This is a genomic window from Streptomyces sp. SS8 (assembly GCF_054072955.1).
The window spans coordinates 15581-38641 of the sequence record NZ_JBSVCZ010000016.1 but is presented as its reverse complement, the minus strand read 5'-3'; the positions used below and the strand labels follow the sequence as shown (position 1 = coordinate 38641).

19 protein-coding genes are annotated in these 23061 nt (G+C 72.3%); 17 read left to right on the top strand and 2 right to left on the bottom strand.

Annotated features, from left to right (window positions below; genetic code table 11):
• The first annotated feature begins 146 nt into the window (after nucleotides 1-146).
• Both thrS and ACW69E_RS16775 read left to right on the top strand, forming a co-directional pair.
• Nucleotides 147-2126, top strand: a complete 1980-nt coding sequence (thrS, locus tag ACW69E_RS16780; protein ID WP_457499059.1) for a threonine--tRNA ligase — start codon at nucleotides 147-149, stop codon at nucleotides 2124-2126.
• A gap of 105 nt (nucleotides 2127-2231) precedes the next feature.
• A complete protein-coding gene (locus ACW69E_RS16775; RefSeq protein ID WP_457499058.1) occupies nucleotides 2232-2795 on the top strand; it encodes an HIT family protein in 564 nt (187 codons plus the stop codon).
• Nucleotides 2796-2906: 111 nt separating this feature from the next.
• On the opposite strand, the gene ACW69E_RS16770 is transcribed toward ACW69E_RS16775, so the two are convergent.
• Both ACW69E_RS16770 and ACW69E_RS16765 read right to left on the bottom strand, forming a co-directional pair.
• Entirely contained in the window at nucleotides 2907-4577 is a 1671-nt protein-coding gene (locus ACW69E_RS16770; RefSeq protein ID WP_457499057.1) for a hypothetical protein, read from the bottom strand.
• A 137-nt stretch (nucleotides 4578-4714) separates the two neighbouring features.
• The gene (locus ACW69E_RS16765) at nucleotides 4715-6937 is read right to left on the bottom strand and encodes an elongation factor G-like protein EF-G2 (protein WP_457499056.1); all 2223 of its coding nucleotides are present in this window, start codon (nucleotides 6935-6937) and stop codon (nucleotides 4715-4717) included.
• Nucleotides 6938-7223: 286 nt separating this feature from the next.
• Here ACW69E_RS16765 and pgsA point away from each other — a divergent pair, with 286 nt between their 5' ends.
• The 15 genes from pgsA to ACW69E_RS16690 all read left to right on the top strand — a co-directional run bounded on the left by pgsA (nucleotide 7224) and on the right by ACW69E_RS16690 (nucleotide 23050).
• Nucleotides 7224-7934, top strand: a complete 711-nt coding sequence (gene pgsA / locus ACW69E_RS16760; protein WP_457499055.1) for a phosphatidylinositol phosphate synthase — start codon at nucleotides 7224-7226, stop codon at nucleotides 7932-7934.
• Nucleotides 7931-8878 (top strand): phosphatidylinositol mannoside acyltransferase, encoded by a 948-nt coding sequence (locus ACW69E_RS16755; RefSeq protein ID WP_457499054.1) that lies wholly within the window; start codon nucleotides 7931-7933, stop codon nucleotides 8876-8878. The genes pgsA and ACW69E_RS16755 overlap by 4 nt, the downstream gene beginning before the upstream one ends.
• Nucleotides 8875-10047: a glycosyltransferase family 4 protein gene (locus ACW69E_RS16750; RefSeq protein WP_457499053.1), complete on the top strand. Its 1173-nt coding sequence runs from the start codon at nucleotides 8875-8877 to the stop codon at nucleotides 10045-10047. Before ACW69E_RS16755 ends, ACW69E_RS16750 begins: the two co-directional genes overlap by 4 nt.
• A 32-nt stretch (nucleotides 10048-10079) precedes the next feature.
• A complete protein-coding gene (locus ACW69E_RS16745) occupies nucleotides 10080-10640 on the top strand; it encodes a hypothetical protein (RefSeq protein ID WP_457499052.1) in 561 nt (186 codons plus the stop codon).
• A 253-nt stretch (nucleotides 10641-10893) separates the two neighbouring features.
• Nucleotides 10894-11823, top strand: a complete 930-nt coding sequence (gene pdxS, locus ACW69E_RS16740; RefSeq protein WP_457499051.1) for a pyridoxal 5'-phosphate synthase lyase subunit PdxS — start codon at nucleotides 10894-10896, stop codon at nucleotides 11821-11823.
• A 120-nt stretch (nucleotides 11824-11943) separates the two neighbouring features.
• Nucleotides 11944-12537 (top strand): pyridoxal 5'-phosphate synthase glutaminase subunit PdxT, encoded by a 594-nt coding sequence (gene pdxT / locus ACW69E_RS16735; RefSeq protein WP_457499050.1) that lies wholly within the window; start codon nucleotides 11944-11946, stop codon nucleotides 12535-12537.
• A gap of 69 nt (nucleotides 12538-12606) precedes the next feature.
• Complete coding sequence (locus tag ACW69E_RS16730) at nucleotides 12607-13359, top strand: YebC/PmpR family DNA-binding transcriptional regulator (protein WP_206351465.1); 753 nt, start codon at nucleotides 12607-12609, stop codon at nucleotides 13357-13359.
• A 156-nt stretch (nucleotides 13360-13515) separates the two neighbouring features.
• Nucleotides 13516-14169 (top strand): crossover junction endodeoxyribonuclease RuvC, encoded by a 654-nt coding sequence (gene ruvC / locus ACW69E_RS16725; RefSeq protein ID WP_457499049.1) that lies wholly within the window; start codon nucleotides 13516-13518, stop codon nucleotides 14167-14169.
• A complete protein-coding gene (ruvA, locus tag ACW69E_RS16720; protein ID WP_457499048.1) occupies nucleotides 14166-14801 on the top strand; it encodes a Holliday junction branch migration protein RuvA in 636 nt (211 codons plus the stop codon). Before ruvC ends, ruvA begins: the two co-directional genes overlap by 4 nt.
• 164 nt (nucleotides 14802-14965) lie before the next feature.
• A complete protein-coding gene (ruvB, locus tag ACW69E_RS16715) occupies nucleotides 14966-16054 on the top strand; it encodes a Holliday junction branch migration DNA helicase RuvB (protein ID WP_457499047.1) in 1089 nt (362 codons plus the stop codon).
• Between the two features lie 163 nt (nucleotides 16055-16217).
• A complete protein-coding gene (yajC, locus tag ACW69E_RS16710) occupies nucleotides 16218-16655 on the top strand; it encodes a preprotein translocase subunit YajC (protein WP_457499046.1) in 438 nt (145 codons plus the stop codon).
• 115 nt (nucleotides 16656-16770) lie between these two features.
• The gene (secD, locus tag ACW69E_RS16705) at nucleotides 16771-18588 is read left to right on the top strand and encodes a protein translocase subunit SecD (RefSeq protein ID WP_457499045.1); all 1818 of its coding nucleotides are present in this window, start codon (nucleotides 16771-16773) and stop codon (nucleotides 18586-18588) included.
• 1 nt (nucleotide 18589) lies between these two features.
• Complete coding sequence (secF, locus tag ACW69E_RS16700; protein ID WP_457499044.1) at nucleotides 18590-19711, top strand: protein translocase subunit SecF; 1122 nt, start codon at nucleotides 18590-18592, stop codon at nucleotides 19709-19711.
• A gap of 4 nt (nucleotides 19712-19715) precedes the next feature.
• On the top strand, nucleotides 19716-20276 hold the full coding sequence (locus tag ACW69E_RS16695; protein ID WP_457499043.1) for an adenine phosphoribosyltransferase: 561 nt from the start codon (nucleotides 19716-19718) through the stop codon (nucleotides 20274-20276).
• Nucleotides 20277-20545: 269 nt separating this feature from the next.
• Nucleotides 20546-23050: a RelA/SpoT family protein gene (locus tag ACW69E_RS16690; protein WP_457499042.1), complete on the top strand. Its 2505-nt coding sequence runs from the start codon at nucleotides 20546-20548 to the stop codon at nucleotides 23048-23050.
• The last annotated feature ends 11 nt before the right edge of the window (nucleotides 23051-23061 follow it).

Genomic DNA, 23061 nt, shown 5'->3' with positions numbered 1-23061 from the left:
CAACCCCGGCGTCCCTGGAGAGGGCCGTAACCGTTTCGCGGCCGGGGCGTCCGGCTCGGTACGATTCACGGTGCGCGGCGATCGTCCGCGCCTCGGGCCGATCCCGAGACGGGGAGACCCGAGACGACAGCAGTCAGGAGAGACCGGTGACGGACGTCCGTGTGATCATCCAGCGCGATTCCGAGCGGGAAGAACGCGTGGTGACCACGGGCACCACGGCCGCCGATCTCTTCGCCGGCGACCGCTCGATCGTCGCCGCCCGCGTCGGCGGACAGCTGAGGGACCTGGCCTGCGCCGTCGCCGACGGCGACGAGGTCGAGCCCGTGGAGATCTCCTCCGAGGACGGGCTGAACATCCTGCGGCACTCCACCGCGCACGTCATGGCCCAGGCCGTGCAGGACCTCTTCCCCGAGGCCAGGCTCGGCATCGGCCCGCCGATCAAGGACGGCTTCTACTACGACTTCGACGTCGCCGAGCCGTTCACCCCGGACGATCTCAAGCGCATCGAGAAGCGGATGCAGGAGATCGTCAAGCGCGGCCAGCGCTTCTCCCGCCGCGTGACCGACGACGAGGCGGCCCGCGAGGAGCTGGCCGGCGAGCCGTACAAGCTGGAGCTGATCGGGCTCAAGGGCAACGCGGCCGAGGCCGCCGAGGGCGCGTCGGCCGAGGTCGGCGCCGGCGAGCTGACCATCTACGACAACCTCGACGCCAAGACCGGCGAGCTGTGCTGGAAGGACCTGTGCCGCGGTCCGCACCTGCCCACCACCCGCACCATCCCGGCGTTCAAGCTGATGCGGTCGGCCGCCGCGTACTGGCGGGGCAGCGAGAAGAACCCGCAGCTCCAGCGGATCTACGGCACCGCCTGGCCGTCGAAGGACGAGCTGAAGGCGTACCTGGAGTTCCTGGCCGAGGCCGAGAAGCGCGACCACCGCAGGCTCGGCGCGGAGCTGGACCTGTTCTCCATCCCCGAGGACATCGGCTCCGGCCTGGCCGTCTTCCACCCCAGGGGCGGCATCATCCGCCGCACCATGGAGGACTACTCGCGCAGGCGGCACGAGGAGGCGGGCTACGAGTTCGTCTACACCCCGCACGCCACCAAGGGGAAGCTGTTCGAGAAGTCGGGCCACCTGGACTGGTACGCCGACGGCATGTACCCGCCCATGCAGCTCGACGAGGGCGTGGACTACTACCTCAAGCCCATGAACTGCCCCATGCACAACCTGATCTTCGACGCGCGGGGGCGCTCCTACCGCGAACTGCCGCTGCGGCTGTTCGAGTTCGGTACCGTGTACCGCTACGAGAAGTCGGGCGTCGTCCACGGCCTGACCCGGGCGCGGGGCTTCACCCAGGACGACGCGCACATCTACTGCACCAAGGAGCAGATGGCGGACGAGCTCGACTCGCTGCTGACCTTCGTGCTGAACCTGCTGCGCGACTACGGCCTGGAGGACTTCTACCTGGAGCTGTCCACCAAGGACCCGGAGAAGTTCATCGGGACGGACGAGAACTGGGAGGAGGCCACCGAGACCCTGCGCCGGGCCGCCGAGAAGCAGGGTCTGGAGCTGGTCATGGACCCGGGCGGCGCCGCCTTCTACGGCCCCAAGATCTCGGTGCAGGCACGCGACGCCATCGGCCGGACCTGGCAGATGTCGACCATCCAGGTCGACTTCAACCTCCCCGAGCGCTTCGACCTGGAGTACACCGCCCCCGACGGCTCCCGGCAGCGGCCGGTGATGATCCACCGCGCGCTGTTCGGCTCCATCGAGCGGTTCTTCGCCGTGCTGCTGGAGCACTACGCGGGGGCCTTCCCGGCCTGGCTGGCCCCGGTCCAGGCGGTCGGCATCCCGATCGGCGACACCCACGTGCCCTATCTGGAGGAGTTCGCGGCCCGGGCGAAGGCGAAGGGGCTGCGGGTGGAGGTGGACTCCTCCTCGGACCGGATGCAGAAGAAGATCAGGAACGCGCAGAAGAGCAAGGTGCCGTTCATGGTCATCGCCGGTGACGACGACATGGCGGCGGGCGCGGTCAGCTTCCGCTACCGCGACGGCTCGCAGAAGAACGGCGTGCCGGTCGACGAGGCGCTCGCGGAGATCGCCAGGGCCGTCGAGGACCGCGTCCAGGTCTGACCGCCGTGCAAGGGGGCGTGCCTGCTGGAGCGCCGGCGTTCCAGCAGGCACGCCCCCGCCTTCGCCGCCCGGCCCCACCGACCCGCCGCGGGCCGGTGAAGTCCTATGCTGGCCCGCATGAGCAGCGAGCCGGAGCAGCAGATCGGAGTGGGGTCGCCGGACGCCTTCCAGCGCCTGTGGACGCCCCACCGGATGGCCTACATCCAGGGGGAGAACAAGCCGAGCGGCCCGGGCGCCGGTGACGGCTGCCCGTTCTGCACGATCCCGGCCAAGTCCGACGAGGACGGGCTGGTGATCGCCCGCGGCGAGCTGGTGTACGCGGTGCTCAACCTCTACCCGTACAACGGCGGCCATCTGATGGTGGTGCCCTTCCGGCACGTCGCCGACTACACCGACCTCACCGATCAGGAGACGGTGGAGCTTGGCGACTACACCAAGCGGGCCATGAAGGCGCTGCGCGCGGCCTCCGGGGCGCAGGGGTTCAACATCGGCATGAACCAGGGCGATGTCGCGGGCGCCGGGATCGCCGCCCACCTCCACCAGCACATCGTGCCGCGCTGGGGAGGCGACACCAACTTCATGCCGGTGGTGGGCCACACCAAGGTGCTGCCGCAGCTGCTGGCCGACACCCGGCGCATGCTGGCCGAGAAGTGGCCCGCGGGGGCCTGAGCCCGACCCGCCGCACACGGACCCGCCGCACACGGACCCGCGGGGCCCGTACGACCGGAGGAACCGGTGCTCGTACGGGCCCCGCGCGGCCGTATGACCCTCCGGGGCGGATCAGGAGGCGTTGTAGACGTCGGCGTTGCCCGGCTCGACGCCCTGCACCTGGCCGCTGAGGTTCAGGGAACGGGCGTTGAACTTCTCGATGTCCACGTTGTTCTCCTTGAGCACCTTCAGGGCCGCCGCGTGCACCACCCGCAGCACCGGGGTGGCCGCGCGCAGGGCGTCGTCGGCCATGAAGCGGTGGCGCCAGGGCTTGTCGGCCCACACGTGCCGCAGCCCGAAGGGCTCGGGAAGGCTCAGCTTGCCGCCCAGGAAGTCCAGCACCGGCGGGAACCACGTCAGCGGGGCGCGGGCCGCCAGCCGCACCACCTCACTGGGCTGGATCAGCGGCAGCTCGATGTCCTTGGTCTCCCAGAACCGGACGGACTTGGAGACCGTCTTCTTCCTCGGCGACGGCTTGGAGAAGAACACCGGGTGGACCGGTCCGAGCGCGTGGCCGGTGACCTCGATGCGCAGGGTGTGGTGCAGCACGGTCACGTTGATCAGCAGATTGAGCACGAGCTGGCCGTCCCACAGCACGAACTGGACGCCGAGGTAGTGGCGGTTGCCGCTGCCGAACTGCTGCTCGTTGCAGATCCGCTGGACCTCGAACTCCTTGACGCTGTACGCCTCGACGTTCTGACCGTCGGGCCGGGAGACCTCCGAGGCGCCCTCCCCGACAGGGGCGACCACCCAGTGCCGGACGGAGGGCTTGGGGAAACCGCCGGTGTGCAGCGGGGTGCGCTCCAGCATCCGCAGCTGGTCGTGGATCGCGCGTGCCACGTCCCAGCTGCGGAAGGGGTTGATCTCGGTGCCGGGGGAGGCCGGCACCAGCTCCTCGGCCAGCTGCCAGCTGCCCCAGCGCGGGCCCATGCCGAGTATCCCCTTGGGGCCGGCGTAGAAGACCACGTTGCTGCGCTGCTCGGCCGTCAGCTTGGCCAGATTCAGCCTTATGCTCTCCGCACCCGCGTCGCCGGGGGCGTGCGGCACGGCCTCGGGGATCTTGGCGCCGACGCCGCCGCCCGACAGCAGGCCCTCCCAGCGGGAGCGCAGGTCCTTGGCGTAGCGCTCGCAGATCTGCTTGGCCAGCAGCCAGCCCACGACCGGGGCGACGAGCATCACGCGCAGGTAGATCGCCCAGAAGCCGGTGAACGGCAGCTTCAGCACGAAGACTCCCGCCAGCACGCCGAAGGCGATGAGCACGCCCATGCCCAGTGCCCCGGCCCGGCGGTCCTGTGCGCCCGCCAGGGTGCGGCGCAGCTGGAAGCCCCCGAGCCACAGCAGGACGCCGGGCAGGAAGAGCACTCCGAAGAGCACCATCACCACCGTCAGCCGGGCGTCGCGCTCCCGGCGGATGCGGTTGGCCGCCAGGCAGTGCTCGACCACGATCTGCGGCTCGCAGCCGAAGGACTGGATCAGCGCCTTGCGGGCGCCGCCGAGCATCCGCGACTGGACCGCGCGGGAGAAGGCCTCGCCCAGATTCGGCTCGAACAGCGAGAAGCGGGGCGCGGAGACCTTGGCGGTATCGTTCGCCGCGAGCAGGTCCGTCACCGGGCCGTCGCGGTAGGCGGCCGAGGCCAGTGCCTGGGTGGGGGCGGTCTGCCCGCCGCCCGCCACGGTCAACGGGACCTGCGCGCCGGGACTGAAGTCGTACGCGCCGCCCTCGACGTCATCGAAGCCCGCCAATGGTGCCCCCACTCCGCTCGCGCCGTCCGACGTCAGGCTCGTACCGACCGTTCCCAACCACGGCCCGCCGCACACCTGTTGGTGCCCGTCCGTGCCGCGCCCGACGCCGCAGCGCTCAGCGTACCGTCACCGGGGGGTCACGCCGCGCGGCTTTCGGCCTGCCCGCGGAGCCGCTCCGCGACCTGCCGCGGCACCGGTTCGTAGCGCAGGCGGGAGCGGGTGAAGCGGCCCGTGCCGTGCGAGAGGGAACGCAGGTCCACCGCGTAGCGGCCGATCTCCGACTGGGGGACCTCCGCGCGCACCAGGGTGCTGCCGCCGAGGACCTGCTCGGTGCCCACCACCCGGCCGCGCCGCCCCGACAGATCGCTCATCACCGCGCCCACGTATTCGTCGGCGACCGTCACCCGCACCTCGTCGACCGGCTCCAGCAGGTGGATCCGCGCGCCGGCGGCGGCCTCGCGCAGGGCCAGGGCGCCCGCCGTCTGGAAGGCGGCGTCGGATGAGTCCACCGAGTGCGCCTTGCCGTCGACGAGGGTGACGCGCACGTCCACCAGCGGGTGACCGGTGGCCACCCCGCGCGCGGCCTGGGCCCGCACCCCCTTCTCCACCGAAGGGATGAACTGGCGCGGCACCGCGCCTCCCACCACCTCGTCGGCGAACTCGACGCCCGAGCCGGCCGGCAGCGGTTCCACGGTGATCTCGCAGACGGCGTACTGGCCGTGGCCACCGGACTGCTTGACGTGCCGCCCGCGCGCTGTGGCCCGCTCGGCGAAGGTCTCGCGCAGGGCCACCCGGTGGGGCACCGCGTCGACCCGGACGCCGTAGCGGGTGCGCAGCCGCTCCAGGGCCACGTCCCGGTGGGCCTCGCCCATGCACCACAGCACCAGCTGGCGGGTGTCGGGGTTCTGCTCCAGACGCAGGGTGGGATCCTCGGCGGTCAGCCGGGCCAGCCCCTGGGAGAGCCTGTCCTCGTCGCTCCTGGCGTGCGCCTGGACGGCCACCGGCAGCAGCGGGTCGGTCATCACCCACGGCTCCATCACCAGCGGGTCGCCCTTGTCCGACAGGGTGTCGCCGGTCTCGGCGCGGGAGAGTTTGGCGACACAGGCCAGGTCGCCCGCCACGGCCTTCGGCAGATGCCGCTGCTGCCCGCCGAAGGGGCTGGTCAGCGCGCCGACGCGTTCGTCCGCGTCATGGTGCTGCCCGGTGGGGGCGCCCTCGCGGTCGGTCAGGCCGTGGCCGCACACGTGCACGGGCACGTCCGGGCGCAGGGTGCCGGAGAAGACCCGCACCAGCGACATCCGCCCGACGTAGGGGTCGGAGGAGGTCCTGATCACCTCGGCGGCCAGCGGGCCGCCGGGGTCGCACTCCAGCGGGGGCCGGGGCCGGCCGTCGGGGGCGGTGACCGGGGGGACCTCGCGTTCCTCAGGAGTGGGGAAGCCGCGGGTGACCAGCTCCAGCAGCTCCACCGTGCCCAGGCCCTGCCGGGCTCCCCCAGCGGCGGGGGCCGCGGCCAGGACGGGGTGGAACACGCCGCGGGCGACGGCCTTCTCCAGGTCCCGCACCAGCGTCTCCGCCTCGAGGTCCGCGCCGCCGAGGTAGCGGTCCATCAGGGTCTCGTCCTCGCTCTCGGCGATGATGCCCTCGATCAGCCGGGCGCGGGCGTCGGCGATCAGCGGGAGGTGCTCGGGGTCCGGGGCGCGCTCGGCGCGTTCGCCCGAGGAGTAGTCGAGGACCTTCTGTGACAGCAGCCCGATCAGCCCGGCGACCGGCGCGTGTCCGTCGGGCTGCCCTTCCGGCGGATCCCCGTGCATGGGCAGGTACAGCGGGAGCACGGCGTCGGGGTCGTCGCCGCCGAAGACCCGGCGGCAGATGTCGGTCATCTCCCCGAAGTCGGCGCGCGATGCCTCCAGATGGGTGACGACGATGGCGCGCGGCATCCCGACGGCGGCGCACTCCTCCCACACCAGCCGGGTCGACCCGTCCACGCCGTCGGCGGCCGAGACGACGAAGAGGGCCGCGTCCGCCGCCCGCAGACCGGCCCGCAGCTCCCCGGTGAAGTCGGCGTAGCCGGGGGTGTCCAGGAGGTTGACCTTGACGCCGTCCCACTCCACGGGGACCAGGGAGAGCTGGACCGAGCGCTGCTGCCGGTGCTCGATCCCGTCGTGGTCGGAGACGGTGGTGCCGTCCTCGACCCGGCCGGCCCGGAGCAGCGCCCCCGAGGTCTGGGCGAGCGCCTCGACCAGGGTCGTCTTCCCCGCGCCGCTGTGGCCGACCAGCACCACGTTCCGTATGGAGCCGGGCCGGTCGGCCACCGGCGCCCTTCCCGCGGCCCCGGTGTGCGTACTCGTCCTGTCGCCCATGTCCTCCGCCTTCCGGTCCGCGCGGCTGGGTCGGATGGTCTGTGTGCCGGATCGCACCAGAGGTGCTCCTTCGAGCTTTCCACCGCCGCCGGGGTCCGTCCATACGTGGCATTCGCCTGCACTGTGGGCAACGGCGGCAAAGCGGAATGTCCAAGGGTGAATCGGGACGGGAGGGGTGGAAGCGGCGGCCGCCGTGACGCACCGGCGGCGCTCCGGGTGCGGCTGGCTACGATGGGCGCGCCGACGGCCCCCCGGCCGCCGGCCCACCTCGACCTCCGGGAAGGCCATGCTGAACAAGTACGCGCGTGCGTTCTTCACGCGTGTTCTCACACCGTTCGCCGCTCTGCTCCTCCGGCTGGGGGTCAGCCCCGACACGGTCACGCTCATCGGCACCGGTGGAGTCATGGCGGGGGCACTGGCCTTCTTCCCCCGCGGCGAGTTCTTCTGGGGCACCGTCGTCATCACCCTGTTCGTCTTCTCCGATCTGGTCGACGGCACCATGGCGCGGCAGTCGGGCCGCTCCAGCCGCTGGGGCGCCTTCCTGGACTCCACCCTCGACCGCGTCGCCGACGCGGCCGTCTTCGGCGGCATCGCGCTGTGGTACGCGGGCGGGGGCGGCGACCCGGTGCTGTGCGCGGTGGCGATCTTCTGCCTGGCGAGCGGCCAGGTCGTGTCGTACACCAAGGCGCGCGGCGAGAGCATCGGCCTGCCGGTGAACGTCAACGGCCTGGTCGAGCGTGCCGAGCGGCTGGTGATCACCCTGGTGTGCGCCGGACTCGCCGGGTTCGAGACCACCTTCGGCGTCCCGTACATCGGGATCCTGCTGCCCGTCGCCCTGTGGGTGGTGGCCGTGGGCAGCCTGGTGACGATCCTGCAGCGGATGGTGACGGTCCGGCGGGAGGCCGCCGAGGCCGACGCCGCCCCCGCCCGGGGAGGGGCCACGGAGCCGGGGCGCGACGGGGCCGCCGCGACCGAGCAGGGAGGGGGCAGCTCATGAGGGAGCGGATGACCGACGCCTTGTACGGGCTGGGCTGGGGCGCGGTCAAGCGCCTCCCCGAACCCGCGGCCGCGGCCCTGGGCCGCGCGATCGCCGACGCCGCCTGGCGGCGCCGGGGCCAGGGGGTGCTGCGTCTGGAGGCCAACTACGCCCGGGTGGTCCCCGCGGCGGGCCCCGAGCGGCTGGCCGAGCTGTCCCGCGCGGGGATGCGCTCGTACCTGCGCTACTGGATGGAGTCCTTCCGGCTGCCGGTGTGGGACGCGGCGCGCGTCCGCGACGGTGTCGAGGTCACCGACCTGAACCGGCTCACCGACACGCTGGGCTCCGGCCGCGGCGTGATCCTGGCGCTGCCGCACATGGGCAACTGGGACCTGGCCGGCGCCTACCTCACCACCGGCCTGGGCATCCCGTTCACCACCGTCGCCGAACGCCTCAGGCCCGAGACCCTGTACGACCGCTTCGTCGCCTACCGCGAGGGCCTGGGCATGGAGGTGCTGCCGCACACCGGCGGAGCCGCCTTCGGCACCCTGGCCCGGCGGCTGCGCGCGGGCGGTCTGGTGGCACTGGTGGCCGACCGGGACCTGTCCTCCTCCGGCATCGAGGTCGACTTCTTCGGCGAGCCGGCTCGGATGCCGGCCGGCCCGGCCATGCTGGCGCTGCAGACCGGGGCCGCGCTGCTCCCGGCGTACCTGTGGTTCGACGAGACGCCCGTGATGAAGGGACGCGTCCTGCCGCCGGTCCAGGCGCCCGCCGAGGGCACCCGCAAGGAGAAGGCCGCCGCCATGACCCAGGCGGTGGCGGACGGCTTCGCGACGGGCATCGCCGAGCATCCCGAGGACTGGCACATGCTGCAGAGACTGTGGTCGGCGGACCTCGCACCGCAAAGCGGCGCGGAGACCGGGGCGCAGGCGGGCCCGGACGGCCGGGAGGCGGGGAAGCGGTGAGGATCGGCATCGTCTGCCCCTACTCCTGGGACGTCCCCGGCGGCGTCCAGTTCCACATCCGGGACCTGGCCCAGCACCTCACCGCCCTCGGGCACGAGGTGTCCGTCCTCGCCCCGGCAGAGGAGGAGACCCCCCTGCCGCCGTACGTCGTACCGGCCGGGCGGGCCGTCCCCGTCCCGTACAACGGCTCGGTGGCCCGGCTGAACTTCGGCTTCCTGTCGGCGGCGAGGGTGCGCCGCTGGGTGCACGAGGGCGCCTTCGACGTCCTGCACATCCACGAGCCCGCCACACCCTCGCTCTCCCTGCTCGCCTGCTGGGCGGCGCAGGGGCCGATCGTGGCCACCTTCCACACCTCCAACCCGCGCTCGCGGGCGATGATCGCCGCCTACCCGATCCTGCAGCCCGCGCTGGAGAAGATCAGTGCGCGGATCGCGGTCAGCGAGTACGCCCGCCGCACCCTGGTCGAGCACCTGGGCGGGGACGCGGTCGTCATCCCCAACGGCGTGGACGTGGGCTTCTTCGCGGACGCCGAGCCCAAGGCCGAGTGGCAGGGCCGCGACGGCGGGAACACCATCGGCTTCATCGGGCGCATCGACGAGCCCCGCAAGGGCCTGCCCGTGCTGATGCGGGCACTGCCACACATCCTCGCCGAGCGCCCCGGCACCCGCCTGCTGGTGGCCGGACGCGGCGACGAGGAGGAGGCCGTCGCCGGCCTGCCGCGCGAGCTGCACGACCGCGTGGAGTTCCTGGGCATGGTCAGCGACGAGGACAAGGCCCGGCTGCTGCGCAGCGTGGACCTGTACATCGCCCCCAACACCGGCGGCGAGTCCTTCGGCATCATCCTGGTGGAGGCGATGTCCGCCGGGGCCCCGGTGCTCGCCAGCGATCTGGACGCCTTCGCCCAGGTGCTGGACGGGGGAGAGGCCGGCGAGCTGTACGCCAACGAGGACGCCGACGCGCTGGCCGCCGCCGCGGTGCGCCTGCTGGACGACCCGCGGCGCCGCGCGGAGCTGCGCGAGCGCGGCGGCCGCCATGTACGCCGCTTCGACTGGTCCACCGTCGGCGCGGACATCCTGTCCGTCTACGAGACCGTCACCGACGGCGCCGCCTCGGTCGCGCCGGACGAGCGGGCGGGGCTGCGGGCCCGGCTGGGCCTGACCCGGGACTGAACCGGGACTGAACCGAGAGGGACCTTCCGACCGTGACCACCACGATCTTCTGGATCGCGGCCGCGCTGCTGCTCGTCGCCGTCTACCTGAGCTGGACCGCCGGACGCCTGGACCGGCTGCACGCCCGGATCGACGCGGCCCGCGCCGCCCTGGACGCGCAGCTGCTGCGGCGTGCCTCCGTCGCGCAGGAGCTGGCCACCGCGGGGGTGCTGGACCCGGCCGCCTCCATTGTGCTGTACCAGGCCGCCCACGACGCCCGGCAGGCCGAGGAGGAGCAGCGGGAGGTCGCCGAGAGCGAGCTCAGCCAGGCCCTGCGGGCGGTGTTCGCCGAGGGCGCGCAGCTGGAGGCGGTGCGGGCGGCGCCCGGCGGCGAGGCGACCGCCGAGGAACTGGCCGCCGCGGTGCGCCGGGTGCCCATGGCGCGGCGCTTCCACAACGACGCGGTGCGGGCCGCCCGCGCGCTGCGCCGCCACCGCAAGGTGCGCTGGTTCCGGCTGGCCGGACACGCCCCCTTCCCGCTGGCCTTCGAGATGGACGACGAGCCGCCGGCGGTCCTGGCGGACCGGACGGGCCCGCTGGGGGAAGGCCACTGACTTCCGATTGGCCCTTTCACGGGGGCCGGTTGTTCCGTTTCATCGGTCCTGTAGCAGGGATCACCGTGAACTGGACCGGGCGACGGGCCCGCCGGGGAATCGAACTGGCCTACGATGGGTTCACCGTACGGCTGCCGCGCCCAACCGCGCGGACAGCCGGGGCCGCCGGCCGGTGCCGTACGCCGCCGTCCAGCGTTCCGGCCGGTCCCGGCCCGTCCTAACCGCTGTCACCGTCGCCGAGTGAGGTCGCACCTTGTCCACCACGCCTTCCAGCACGCCCGAAACCGCCTCCGCGCCGGCCCCCGAGACCGGCACCGCGCGCGTCAAGCGCGGCATGGCCGAGCAGCTCAAGGGCGGTGTGATCATGGACGTGGTCACGCCGGAGCAGGCGAAGATCGCCGAGGACGCCGGCGCCGTCGCGGTCATGGCGCTGGAGCGGGTGCCCGCCGACATCCGCAAGGACGGCGGTGTGGCCCGCATGTCCGACCCGGACATGATCGAGGGGATCATCGACGCCGTCTCCATCCCGGTGATGGCCAAGTCCCGCATCGGCCACTTCGTCGAGGCCCAGGTCCTCCAGGCGCTCGGCGTGGACTACATCGACGAGTCCGAGGTCCTCACCCCGGCCGACGAGGTCAACCACAGCGACAAGTGGGCCTTCACCACGCCCTTCGTCTGCGGCGCCACCAACCTGGGCGAGGCCCTGCGCCGGATCGCCGAGGGCGCGGCCATGATCCGCTCCAAGGGCGAGGCCGGCACCGGCAACGTCGTCGAGGCCGTCCGCCACCTGCGGCAGATCAAGAACGAGATCGCCCGCCTGCGCGGCTACGACAACAACGAGCTGTACGCCGCCGCCAAGGAGCTGCGCGCCCCCTACGAGCTGGTCCGCGAGGTCGCCGAGCTGGGCAAGCTGCCGGTCGTGCTGTTCTCCGCCGGCGGTGTGGCCACCCCGGCCGACGCCGCGCTGATGCGCCAGCTCGGCGCCGAGGGCGTCTTCGTCGGCTCGGGCATCTTCAAGTCCGGCGACCCGGTCAAGCGCGCCGCCGCCATCGTGAAGGCCACCACCTTCTACGACGACCCCAAGGTCGTCGCGGACGCCTCCCGCGGTCTGGGAGAGGCCATGGTCGGCATCAACTGCGACACCCTGACCGAGACCGAGAGGTTCGCCGGCCGCGGCTGGTGACCCGCGGCGCGCACCGCGCCCCCTCGGCCCGGGCGGCCCGCGCACCGCGGGCCGCCCGGGACCGTACCGCCCGTACTGCTCCCCCATACCGTCCCGTACGTCCCCGAAGAGGTGCGCCCCGTGACCACCCCCGCCATCGGAGTCCTCGCCCTCCAGGGCGATGTCCGCGAACACCTCGCCGCGCTGGAGGCGGCCGGCGCCGAGGCCCGTACCGTCCGCCGCCCCGGGGAGCTGGCCGGGGTCGACGGCCTGGTGATCCCCGGCGGCGAGTCCACCACCATCTCCAAGCTGGCCACCGCCTTCGGGCTGATGGAGCCGCTGCGCGAGCGGGTCCGCTCGGGCATGCCGGCCTACGGCTCCTGCGCGGGCATGATCATGCTCGCCGACAAGATCCTCGACCCCCGCTCCGGCCAGGAGACGGTCGGCGGGATCGACATGATCGTGCGCCGCAACGCCTTCGGGCGGCAGAACGAGTCGTTCGAGGCCTCCGTCGACGTCGCCGGGGTCGAGGGCGGGCCGGTCGAGGGCGTCTTCATCCGCGCTCCCTGGGTGGAGTCCACCGGCGCGGACGTGGAGGTGCTGGCGGTCTTCGACGGCCACCCCGTCGCCGTGCGCCAAGGCCCCCTGCTGGCCACCGCCTTCCACCCCGAACTCACCGGGGACCACCGTGTGCACAGGCTCTTCACCGGGATGGTGCGCTCGGCCGCACGGTGAACCGCCGGTGTCACCGGCTGTAGTATCGGCCCGTTGATTCCCCTGTTGGCGACATGAAGGAGCGAGGCTGTGTCCGGCCACTCCAAGTGGGCAACCACCAAGCACAAGAAGGCCGTGATCGATGCCAAGCGCGGCAAGCTCTTCGCCAAGCTGATCAAGAACATCGAGGTCGCGGCCCGGCTGGGCGGCGCCGACCCCGACGGCAACCCCACCCTCTACGACGCCATCCAGAAGGCGAAGAAGAGCTCCGTCCCCAACAACAACATCGACCGTGCGGTCAAGCGGGGCGCGGGTCTGGAGGCGGGCGGCGCCGAATACCAGACGATCATGTACGAGGGCTACGGTCCCAACGGTGTCGCGGTCCTGATCGAGTGCCTCACCGACAACCGCAACCGCGCGGCCTCCGACGTGCGCGTCGCCATGACCCGCAACGGCGGCTCCATGGCCGACCCGGGATCGGTGTCGTACCTGTTCAACCGCAAGGGCGTCGTGATCGTCCCCAAGGGCGACCTGACCGAGGACGACGTGCTGGCCGCCGTCCTGGAGGCGGGCGCCGAGGAGGTCAACGACCTCGGGGAGTCCTTCGAGGTCCTCAGCGAGGCGAGCGATCTGGTCGAGGTGCGCACCGCTCTGCAGAAGGCGGGCATCGACTACGACTCGGCGGACGCGAACTTCGTCCCCACCATGCAGGTGGAGCTGGACGAGGAGGGCGCCCGCAAGATCTTCAAGCTGATCGACGCGCTGGAGGACAGCGACGACGTGCAGAACGTCTTCGCCAACTTCGACGTGTCCGACGACGTCATGGCCAAGGTCGAGGCCTGACCCGGTCCTCCGGACGTACGAGCCGCAGCCTGAGCCCGAGCCCGGCGCGGGACCCGGCGCCGGCCCTCTTCCGTGTCGCCCTCCGGCGTTGTCGGTGGTAGCCGATAGCCTGCGGGAACAGGTGATCGAACGACCAGTGGACGGAAGGGGGCCGCGGTGCGCGTGCTCGGCGTGGACCCGGGGCTGACCCGCTGCGGCATCGGCGTGGTGGAGGGGACGGCCGGCCGGCCGCTGCGGATGGGCGGGGTCGGCGTCGTGCGCACCCCCGCCGACGCGGAGGTGCCCGACCGACTGGTGCTCGTCGAGCGCGGCATAGAGGAGTGGCTGGAGGAGCACCGGCCCGACGTCGTCGCCGTGGAGCGCGTGTTCAGCCAGCACAACGTCCGCACCGTGATGGGCACCGCGCAGGCCAGTGCGGTCGCCATGCTCTGCGCGGCCCGGCGCGGCCTCCCGGTCGCCCTGCACACCCCCAGCGAGGTCAAGGCCGCGGTCACCGGCACCGGCCGGGCGGACAAGGCCCAGGTCGGGGCCATGGTCACCAGGCTGCTGCGGCTGGACGCCCCGCCCAGGCCCGCCGACGCCGCCGACGCCCTGGCACTGGCCATCTGCCACATCTGGCGAGCCCCCGCCCAGGACCGGCTCCAGCAGGCCAGACTCCAGCAGGCCCGGCACCAGCGGCTCCACCGCCGGCAGGCCCACGCCGCCCGGACCGCGTCCGCGGCGGTGGCGGGACCGGCCCCGGCACCCGGGGCCGCGCCGCCCGCCGCGCCCGCCCGGCGAACCCAGCGCACCCCGAAGGACAGCCGATGATCGCCTTCGTATCCGGACCTGTCGCCGCCCTCTCCCCGGACACCGCCGTGATCGAGGTCGGGGGAGTGGGCATGGCCCTGCACTGCACCCCCGCCACCCTCGCCGACCTGCGGGTCGGCGAGCACACCAGGCTGGCCGCCTCCCTGGTGGTCCGCGAGGACTCCCTGACGCTCTACGGCTTCGCCGACGACGACGAGCGGCAGGTCTTCGAACTGCTCCAGACGGCCAGCGGCGTCGGCCCGCGGCTGGCCCAGGCCATGCTCGCCGTCCACAGCCCCGACGCGCTGCGGCTGGCGGTCTCCACCGGGGACGAGAAGGCGCTCACCGCCGTGCCGGGCATCGGGAAGAAGGGCGCGCAGAAGCTGCTGCTGGAGCTGAAGGACAGGCTCGGCGAGCCACTGGGCACCGGGGCCGCCGCGGCCGGACGGGGTCCCGGCCCCGCCGCGGGCGAGCCCGGCTGGCGGGAGCAGCTGCACGCCGCCCTGGTGGGCCTGGGCTACGCCCCCCGCGAGGCCGAGGACGCGGTCACCGCCGTCACCCCGCAGGCCGAGGCGGTGCTGGCCGAGGGCGGCCGGCCGCCGGTGCCCCAGCTCCTCCGCGCCGCCCTGCAGACCCTCAACCGCGCACGCTGAGAAGCCGGTCCCCGCCGCCGCGGCGGCAGGAACCGGCGAAGGACCGACGAGAGACCGACGATGACGCCGCACCCCCCGCCCCGCCCACGTACCACGGACCGGATCCCCGCCCCGGCCACCGCTGCGACCGCCTCCCCGGCGGCCGGCACCCCGGGGAGGCCGTCATGACCCGGGACGGTCACCCCGGCCACGCCGGAGGAAGCGCCGAGCGCCTGGTCGGAGCCGCCGCCGACGGCGAGGACACCGCCGTCGAGGCCGCGCTGCGCCCCAAGGACCTGGCGGAGTTCGTCGGGCAGTCCAAGGTGCGCGAACAGCTCGACCTGGTGCTGCGCGCCGCCCGCGCCCGCGGCGGCACCGCCGACCACGTACTGCTCTCCGGCGCCCCCGGCCTGGGCAAGACCACCCTGTCCATGATCATCGCGGCGGAGATGGGCGCCCCCATCCGCATCACCTCCGGCCCGGCCATCCAGCACGCCGGGGACCTGGCCGCGATCCTCTCCTCACTCACCGAGGGCGAGGTCCTCTTCCTCGACGAGATCCACCGCATGTCGCGGCCCGCAGAGGAGATGCTCTACATGGCGATGGAGGACTTCCGTGTCGACGTCATCGTCGGCAAGGGCCCCGGCGCCACCGCCATCCCCCTGGAGCTGCCGCCCTTCACCCTGGTCGGCGCCACCACCCGGGCCGGTCTGCTGCCACCGCCGCTACGAGACCGCTTCGGCTTCACCGCCCACATGGAGTTCTACGAGCCGGCCGAGCTGGAGCAGGTCATCCACCGCTCCGCACGGCTGCTGGACGTGGAGATAGACGCCGAGGGCGCCGCCGAGATCGCCGGCCGCTCCCGCGGCACCCCCCGCATCGCCAACCGGCTGCTGCGCCGGGTCCGCGACTACGCCCAGGTCAGGGCCGACGGTCTGATCACCAGGGAGATCGCGGGCCAGGCACTGGCGGTCTACGAGGTGGACGACCGCGGTCTGGACCGGCTGGACCGGGGGGTGCTGGACGCCCTGCTCAGGCTGTTCGGCGGCGGCCCGGTCGGTCTGTCCACGCTGGCGGTCGCGGTGGGGGAGGAGCGCGAGACGGTGGAGGAGGTCGCCGAGCCGTTCCTCGTCCGCGAGGGGCTGCTGGCCCGCACCCCCAGGGGCCGGATCGCCACGCCCGCCGCATGGGAGCACATGGGGCTCACCCCGCCCCGGCAGCCGCCGGCGTCCGCACCGGGCGGACCGGGCCAGCCCGGTCTCTTCGGATCGTGACGGCGTGCGAACTCGCCCTTCGCGGAACCCCAGTGCGATGCTTGACGTTGTTCCCCAGGCGCGGGCTCGCTTAGACTCCGCCGATGCCCTCCGTCCCGGAGGGCATGACCACCCCCGAATACCAGGCCGCTTCCCAGCGGTCGTGTGAAGGAAACCTTCCGCCGTGGATATTGGACTTCTCCTCCCCTTCATCATCCTCATCGGGGCCATGCTCCTGATGACGCGCTCGGCCAAGAAGAAGCAGCAGCAGGCCATGCAGATGCGCGACCGGATGGAGCCAGGCACAGGCATCCGTACGATCGGTGGCATGTACGCGTTGGTGAAGGAGGTCCACTCCGACACGGTCCTCCTGGAGGTCGCGCCGGGCGTGCACGCGATCTACGCCAAGAACGCCGTCGGCGCCGTGCTGGAGGCCGACGAGTACGAGCGCATCGTCAACGGCGAGGACCACGACGCGGACGCCCCCGTCGTCCCGGACGACGCCTCCTCGCTGGTCTCCGAAGGCGGCGTGGACAAGACCGACCTGAGCAAGACGGACTCCTCCGCCGACGACGCGGAGACCGGGGACGCAAAGCGGAAGGGCGACGACGACTCCAAGTGAGTCGTCCCGCCGCCGGCCCCGACGGGCCCGGCGGCACCGCATGTCCTTACGACCACTTCGCGCGCCGCGCGGCGACCATTCGAGCGCGGGCGGTTGGACAGGGAGACACGAGAAGGTGGCAGCACCGAAGAAAGGTCGCAGATCACCGGGCACCCAGGGACGGCCGTGGCGTTCCCTGGCGCTCATCCTGGTGGCGATGGTGGCGCTCACCGGAGGCATGTTCCTCTCCGGGCACACCACGCCCCGCCTGGGCATCGACCTCGCCGGCGGCACGAGCATCACGCTCACGGCCAAGGCCCAGCCCGGCAAGGAGGAGGCGATCAACGAGACCAACATGAACACCGCCGTCTCCATCATCGAGCGACGGGTCAACGGTCTGGGCGTCGCCGAGGCCGAGGTGCGGACGCAGGGTGCCGAGAACATCGTCATCAACATCCCGCGCGGCACCGACGAGAAGCAGGCCCGCGAGCAGGTCGGCACCACCGCCCAGCTCGCGTTCCGCCCGGTCCTGACCGTCGCGTCCGGGGCCCCGCCCCAGCCGGATCCCTCGGCCAGCCCGTCCGGCGCCGGTGAGAAGGACGAGAAGGCGGAAGACACCGAGAAGGCCGAGGAGGCGACGGACGGCGAGAAGTCCGGCGACTCCTCCGCGACTCCCTCGCCCGGGGCCTCCACCCAGGGCCGCGCCCTCACCGAGGACCTGCTGGCCGACGGCTCCCAGTCGCCCACCCCCCCGGCCTCCGAGCCCGGGGACGAGAAGGCCGACGAGCCCGCCGACCCCGAGCCCTCGCAGCCGGCCCCGGCACCTGACGCCGGCATCCCGGCCGACCTGCAGAAGAAGCTCGACGCGCTGGACTGCGCCACCGACGAGGGCCGCTCCAAAGCCCGCCAGGCCGCAGCCGAGGCGGAGAACTCAGAGACCATCGCCTCCTGTGACGAGAGCGGGCTGTACAAGTACGGGCTCGGACCCGTCGCCGTTCCCGGCACCGACGTCACCGACGCCGCCGCCCTCTTCGACGACCAGCGGGCCCAGGGCTGGATCGTCACCATGGAGTTCGACTCCGACGGCGCCGAGAAGTTCGCCGACATCACCGAGGAGCTCTCCACCCAGGCCGAGCCGCGCAACCAGTTCGCGATCGTGCTGGACGGCCAGGTCGTCTCCGCCCCCCGCGTCTCCGAGCGGCTCGGCGGCGGCAGCGCCGAGATCTCCGGCAGCTTCAACCAGCAGTCCGCCGAGGAACTGGCCAACATCCTCTCCTACGGCGCCCTGCCGCTCTCCTTCGAGGAGAGCAACGTGACCACCATCTCGCCCACCCTCGGTTCCGAGCAGCTCAAGGCGGGCCTGATCGCCGGAGCCATCGGCCTGGCGCTGGTCGTCGCGTACCTGCTCTTCTACTACCGGGTGCTGGCGCTGGTGGCGATCTCCAGCCTGGTGGCCGCGGCCATCCTCACCTACGTGATCATGACCCTGCTCGGCCCGGCCATCGGCTTCGCGCTGAGCCTGCCGGCGATCTGCGGCGCCATCGTGGCCATCGGCATCACCACGGACTCCTTCATCGTCTACTTCGAGAGGGTCCGCGACGAGATCCGCGAGGGCCGCTCCGTCCGGGCCGCCTTCGAGCGGGCCTGGCCCAGTGCCCGGCGGACCATCCTGGTCTCCGACGTGGTCTCGATCATCGCCGCGATCGTGCTGTTCATCGTCTCGATCGGCTCCGTCCAGGGCTTCGCCTTCGTGCTCGGTCTGACGACGGCGCTGGACCTGGCCATCGTCTTCCTGCTCACCAAGCCGATGATGACGATCATGGCCGGCCGCAAGTTCTTCACCAGCGGCCATCCGTGGTCCGGACTCGACCCGAAGCGGCTCGGGGTCACCCCGCCGCTGTACCGGGGCCGCCGCGCCGCGGTCGCCGCCCCCGCCGAACCGAAGGAGGCCTGAGATGTCACGATTCGGTGATCTCGGCGGCAAGCTGTACCGCGGCGAGGCCAGCTACGACTTCGTCGGAAAGCGGAAGCTCTGGTACGGCGTCACGCTGCTGCTGATGCTGGTCTCCCTGGTGGGCCTTGGAGCCCGCGGCCTGTACATGGGCATCGAGTTCCAGGGCGGCGCCGTCTTCACCACCCCGCCCACCCAGATGTCGGTCGAGGACGCCCGCGAGACGGCCCAGGAGGTCTCCGGGACCGAGCCCCGGATCCAGGAGCTGGGCAGCGGCGCGCTGCGCATCCAGGTCACCGGGCTGGACAACGAGCAGTCGGAGAAGACCCGCGCGGCCCTCGCCGGCGAACTCGGCCTCAAGGCCAAGCAGCTGGACACCGAGCTGGTCGGCCCGAGCTGGGGCGACCAGATGAGCAGCAAGGCGATCCAGGGCCTGATCGTCTTCCTGATCCTGGTGAGCGTCTACCTGGCCATCGCCTTCGAGTGGCGGATGGCGGTGGGCGCCATGGGCGCCCTGATGTACGACCTGGTCGTCACCATCGGTGTCTACGCCATCGTCGGCTTCGAGGTGACCCCGGGCACGGTGGTCGGCATCCTGACGATCCTCAGCTACTCGCTGTACGACACGGTGGTGGTCTTCGACAAGGTCAAGGAGAAGACCCGGGGCCTGCTCAAGCAGAACCGCCACACCTACGACGAGCTGGCCAACCTCGGCATCAACGCCACCGTGGTCCGCTCCGTCAACACCTCGGTGGTCGCCCTGCTGCCGGTGGCCGGGCTGCTGTTCATCGGCACCGGCCTGCTCGGCGGCGGCATGCTCAAGGACATCTCGCTGTCGCTGTTCATCGGCCTCACCGCCGGTACGTTCTCCTCCATCTTCATCGCCACCCCGATCGTGGTGGACTTCAAGCTCCGCTCGCCCGAGATCAAGGCCCACGACCGGCGGACGCTGGCCAAGCGGGCCAAGGGCGGCGACGGGGCGGAGGACGCCGAGGAGCCGGGCGAGAGCGCGGGTTCCGGTGCGCGTCCGTCCGCGGAGCCCACCGCCGCGACGGCCGGATCCGTCGGCGGGCCCCGCTCGCCGGAGTCCGGCAGCCGCGGGCGCCCCTCCGGAAGGCGGCGGTGACCCGATGATCTCCGTCACCGCCGACTTCGAGTCGCTGCGCGGCCTGCTGCTCAGCAGGATCCGCGACGTGCCCGACTACCCCAAGCCGGGAGTGCTGTTCAAGGACATCACCCCGCTCCTGGCCGACCCCGAGGCCTTCACCGCCCTCACCGACGCGCTGGCCGGCCTCGCCCGGGAGCGCGGCGCCACCAAGGTGGTGGGCCTGGAAGCACGCGGCTTCATCCTGGCTGCCCCGGCGGCGGTACGGGCGGGCATCGGCTTCGTCCCCGTGCGCAAGGCGGGCAAGCTGCCCGGCGCCACCCTGGCGCAGGCGTACGAGCTGGAGTACGGCAGCGCCGAGATCGAGATCCACGCCGAGGACCTCAGCCCCGAGGACCGGGTGCTGGTGATCGACGACGTGCTGGCCACCGGCGGCACCGCCGAGGCGTCGCTGCGCCTGATCCGCCGCTCCGGGGCGCAGGTCGCCGGGGTCGCGGTCCTGATGGAGCTGGGCTTCCTGCCCGGCCGGACCAGGCTGGAGGCCGCGCTGGAGGGCGCTCCGCTGGACGTGGTGATCACCGTCTGAGAGCGGCCGGTGCCACCGCGGCACCGATTTCGCGCGGGGGACGGCCCGGAGCACTCCGGGCCGTCCCCCGCGTCGCGCCCGGTCCTTTGCCTGTGACACCCTCGAAGGCGTCCGGCACCTGCCCCCGCCCCCCGACACCCGGCGCCGCCCCGCACCGGCGCCCGGCTCGTTCCGGGGCAGGGGTGGATACCATGGCAGTCCGGCCTGTTCCCGGCCGGAACCGCCCTCCGCACGCCGTCGGCGAGGAGGGGCCCACCGAGGAGTTGCCCTTGCCAGACGAGGCCAAGCCGCTCACCGCAGCGCAGCAGCAGGACGCCGGCAAGCCGGCGAGGCCCTCCACTGCGGGCGCCACCGCGGCCGGCAAGCGAGGCGGCACCCCGAAACCGTCGCCGTCCACCGCTTCGCCGGCGGGCGGAAAGCGCGACGACGCGGTCGCCCGGGAGAAGGTCTCGGCCACCCGCGCCGTCTCGGGCGTCTCCGGGCGCTCGGGCTCCTCCAACCGCGTCCGCGCCCGCCTGGCCCGCCTCGGCGTCCAGCGCTCCAGCCCCTACAACCCCGTGCTGGAGCCGCTGCTGCGGATCGTCCGCAGCAACGACCCCAAGTCCGACACCGCCACGCTGCGACAGATCGAGCGCGCCTACCAGGTCGCCGAGCGGTGGCACCGCGGGCAGAAGCGCAAGAGCGGCGACCCGTACATCACCCATCCGCTGGCCGTCACCACCATCCTCGCCGAGCTGGGCATGGATCCGGCCACTCTGATGGCGGGCCTGCTGCACGACACCGTCGAGGACACCGAGTACGGTCTGGACACCCTGCGCCGCGACTTCGGCGACCAGGTGGCCCTGCTGGTGGACGGCGTCACCAAGCTGGACAAGGTCAAGTTCGGTGAGGCGGCCCAGGCCGAGACGGTCCGCAAGATGGTCGTCGCCATGGCCAAGGACCCCAGGGTGCTGGTCATCAAGCTCGCCGACCGCCTGCACAACATGCGCACCATGCGCTACCTCAAGCGGGAGAAGCAGGAGCAGAAGGCCCGCGAGACGCTGGAGATCTACGCCCCGCTCGCCCACCGCCTGGGCATGAACACCATCAAGTGGGAGCTGGAGGACCTCGCCTTCGCGATCCTCTACCCCAAGATGTACGACGAGATCGTCCGCCTGGTCGCCGAACGCGCGCCCAAGCGTGACGAGTACCTGGCGACCGTCATCGACGAGGTCCAGGCCGACCTGCGCGGCGCCCGCATCAAGGCGACCGTCACCGGCCGCCCCAAGCACTACTACAGCGTCTACCAGAAGATGATCGTGCGGGGCCGAGACTTCGCCGAGATCTACGACCTGGTGGGCATCCGCGTCCTGGTCGACACCGTCCGCGACTGCTACGCGGCGCTGGGGACCGTCCACGCCCGGTGGAACCCGGTGCCGGGGCGGTTCAAGGACTACATCGCGATGCCCAAGTTCAACATGTACCAGTCGCTGCACACGACGGTCATCGGGCCCGGCGGCAAGCCGGTCGAGCTGCAGATCCGCACCTACGACATGCACCGCCGCGCCGAGTACGGCATCGCCGCGCACTGGAAGTACAAGCAGGAGGCCGTCGCCGGCGCCTCCAAGGTCCGCACCGACGCGCCCGCGAAGAAGGGCGACGCCGTCAACGACATGGCGTGGCTGCGGCAGCTGCTGGACTGGCAGAAGGAGACCGAGGACCCGGGCGAGTTCCTGGAGTCGCTGCGCTTCGACCTCTCGCGCAACGAGGTCTTCGTCTTCACGCCCAAGGGCGACGTCATAGCGCTCCCGGCGGGTGCCACCCCCGTGGACTTCGCCTACGCCGTCCACACCGAGGTCGGCCACCGCACCATCGGCGCCCGCGTCAACGGGCGCCTGGTGCCGCTGGAGTCCACTCTGGACAACGGCGACCTGGTGGAGGTCTTCACCTCCAAGTCGCCCGGCGCCGGCCCCTCCCGCGACTGGCTGAGCTTCGTCAAGTCGCCGCGCGCCCGCAACAAGATCCGCGCCTGGTTCTCCAAGGAGCGCCGCGAGGAGGCCATCGAGCAGGGCAAGGACGCCATCGTGCGGGCCATGCGCAAGCAGAACCTGCCGATCCAGCGCATCCTCACCGGCGACTCCCTGGTCACCCAGGCGCACGAGATGCGCTACCCCGACATCTCGGCGCTCTACGCCGCCATCGGCGAGGGCCATGTCTCCGCGCAGAACGTCGTCCAGAAACTGATCCAGGCCATCGGGGGCGAGGAGGCCGCCAACGAGGACATCGCCGAGACCGCCCCGCCCATGCGCCGGCGCGCCAAGCGGCGCTCCAGCACGGATCCGGGCGTGATCGTCAAGGGCGTGGAGGACGTGTGGGTCAAGCTGGCCCGCTGCTGCACCCCCGTGCCCGGCGACCCGATCCTGGGGTTCGTCACCCGCGGCAACGGGGTCTCCGTCCACCGCGCCGACTGCGTCAACGTCGACTCGCTCTCGCGCGAGCCGGAGCGGATGCTGGAGGTCGAGTGGGCGCCGACCCAGTCCTCGGTCTTCCTGGTCGCCATCCAGGTCGAGGCGCTGGACCGCTCCCGGCTGCTGTCGGACGTCACCCGCGTGCTGTCCGACCAGCACGTCAACATCCTCTCCGCGGCCGTCCAGACCTCCCGGGACCGGGTGGCCATCTCCCGCTTCACCTTCGAGATGGGCGACCCCAAGCACCTCGGGCACGTGCTGAAGGCGGTACGCGGGGTGGAGGGCGTCTACGACGTCTACCGCGTCACCTCGGCCCGCCGGTCGTAGCCCGGCACGGA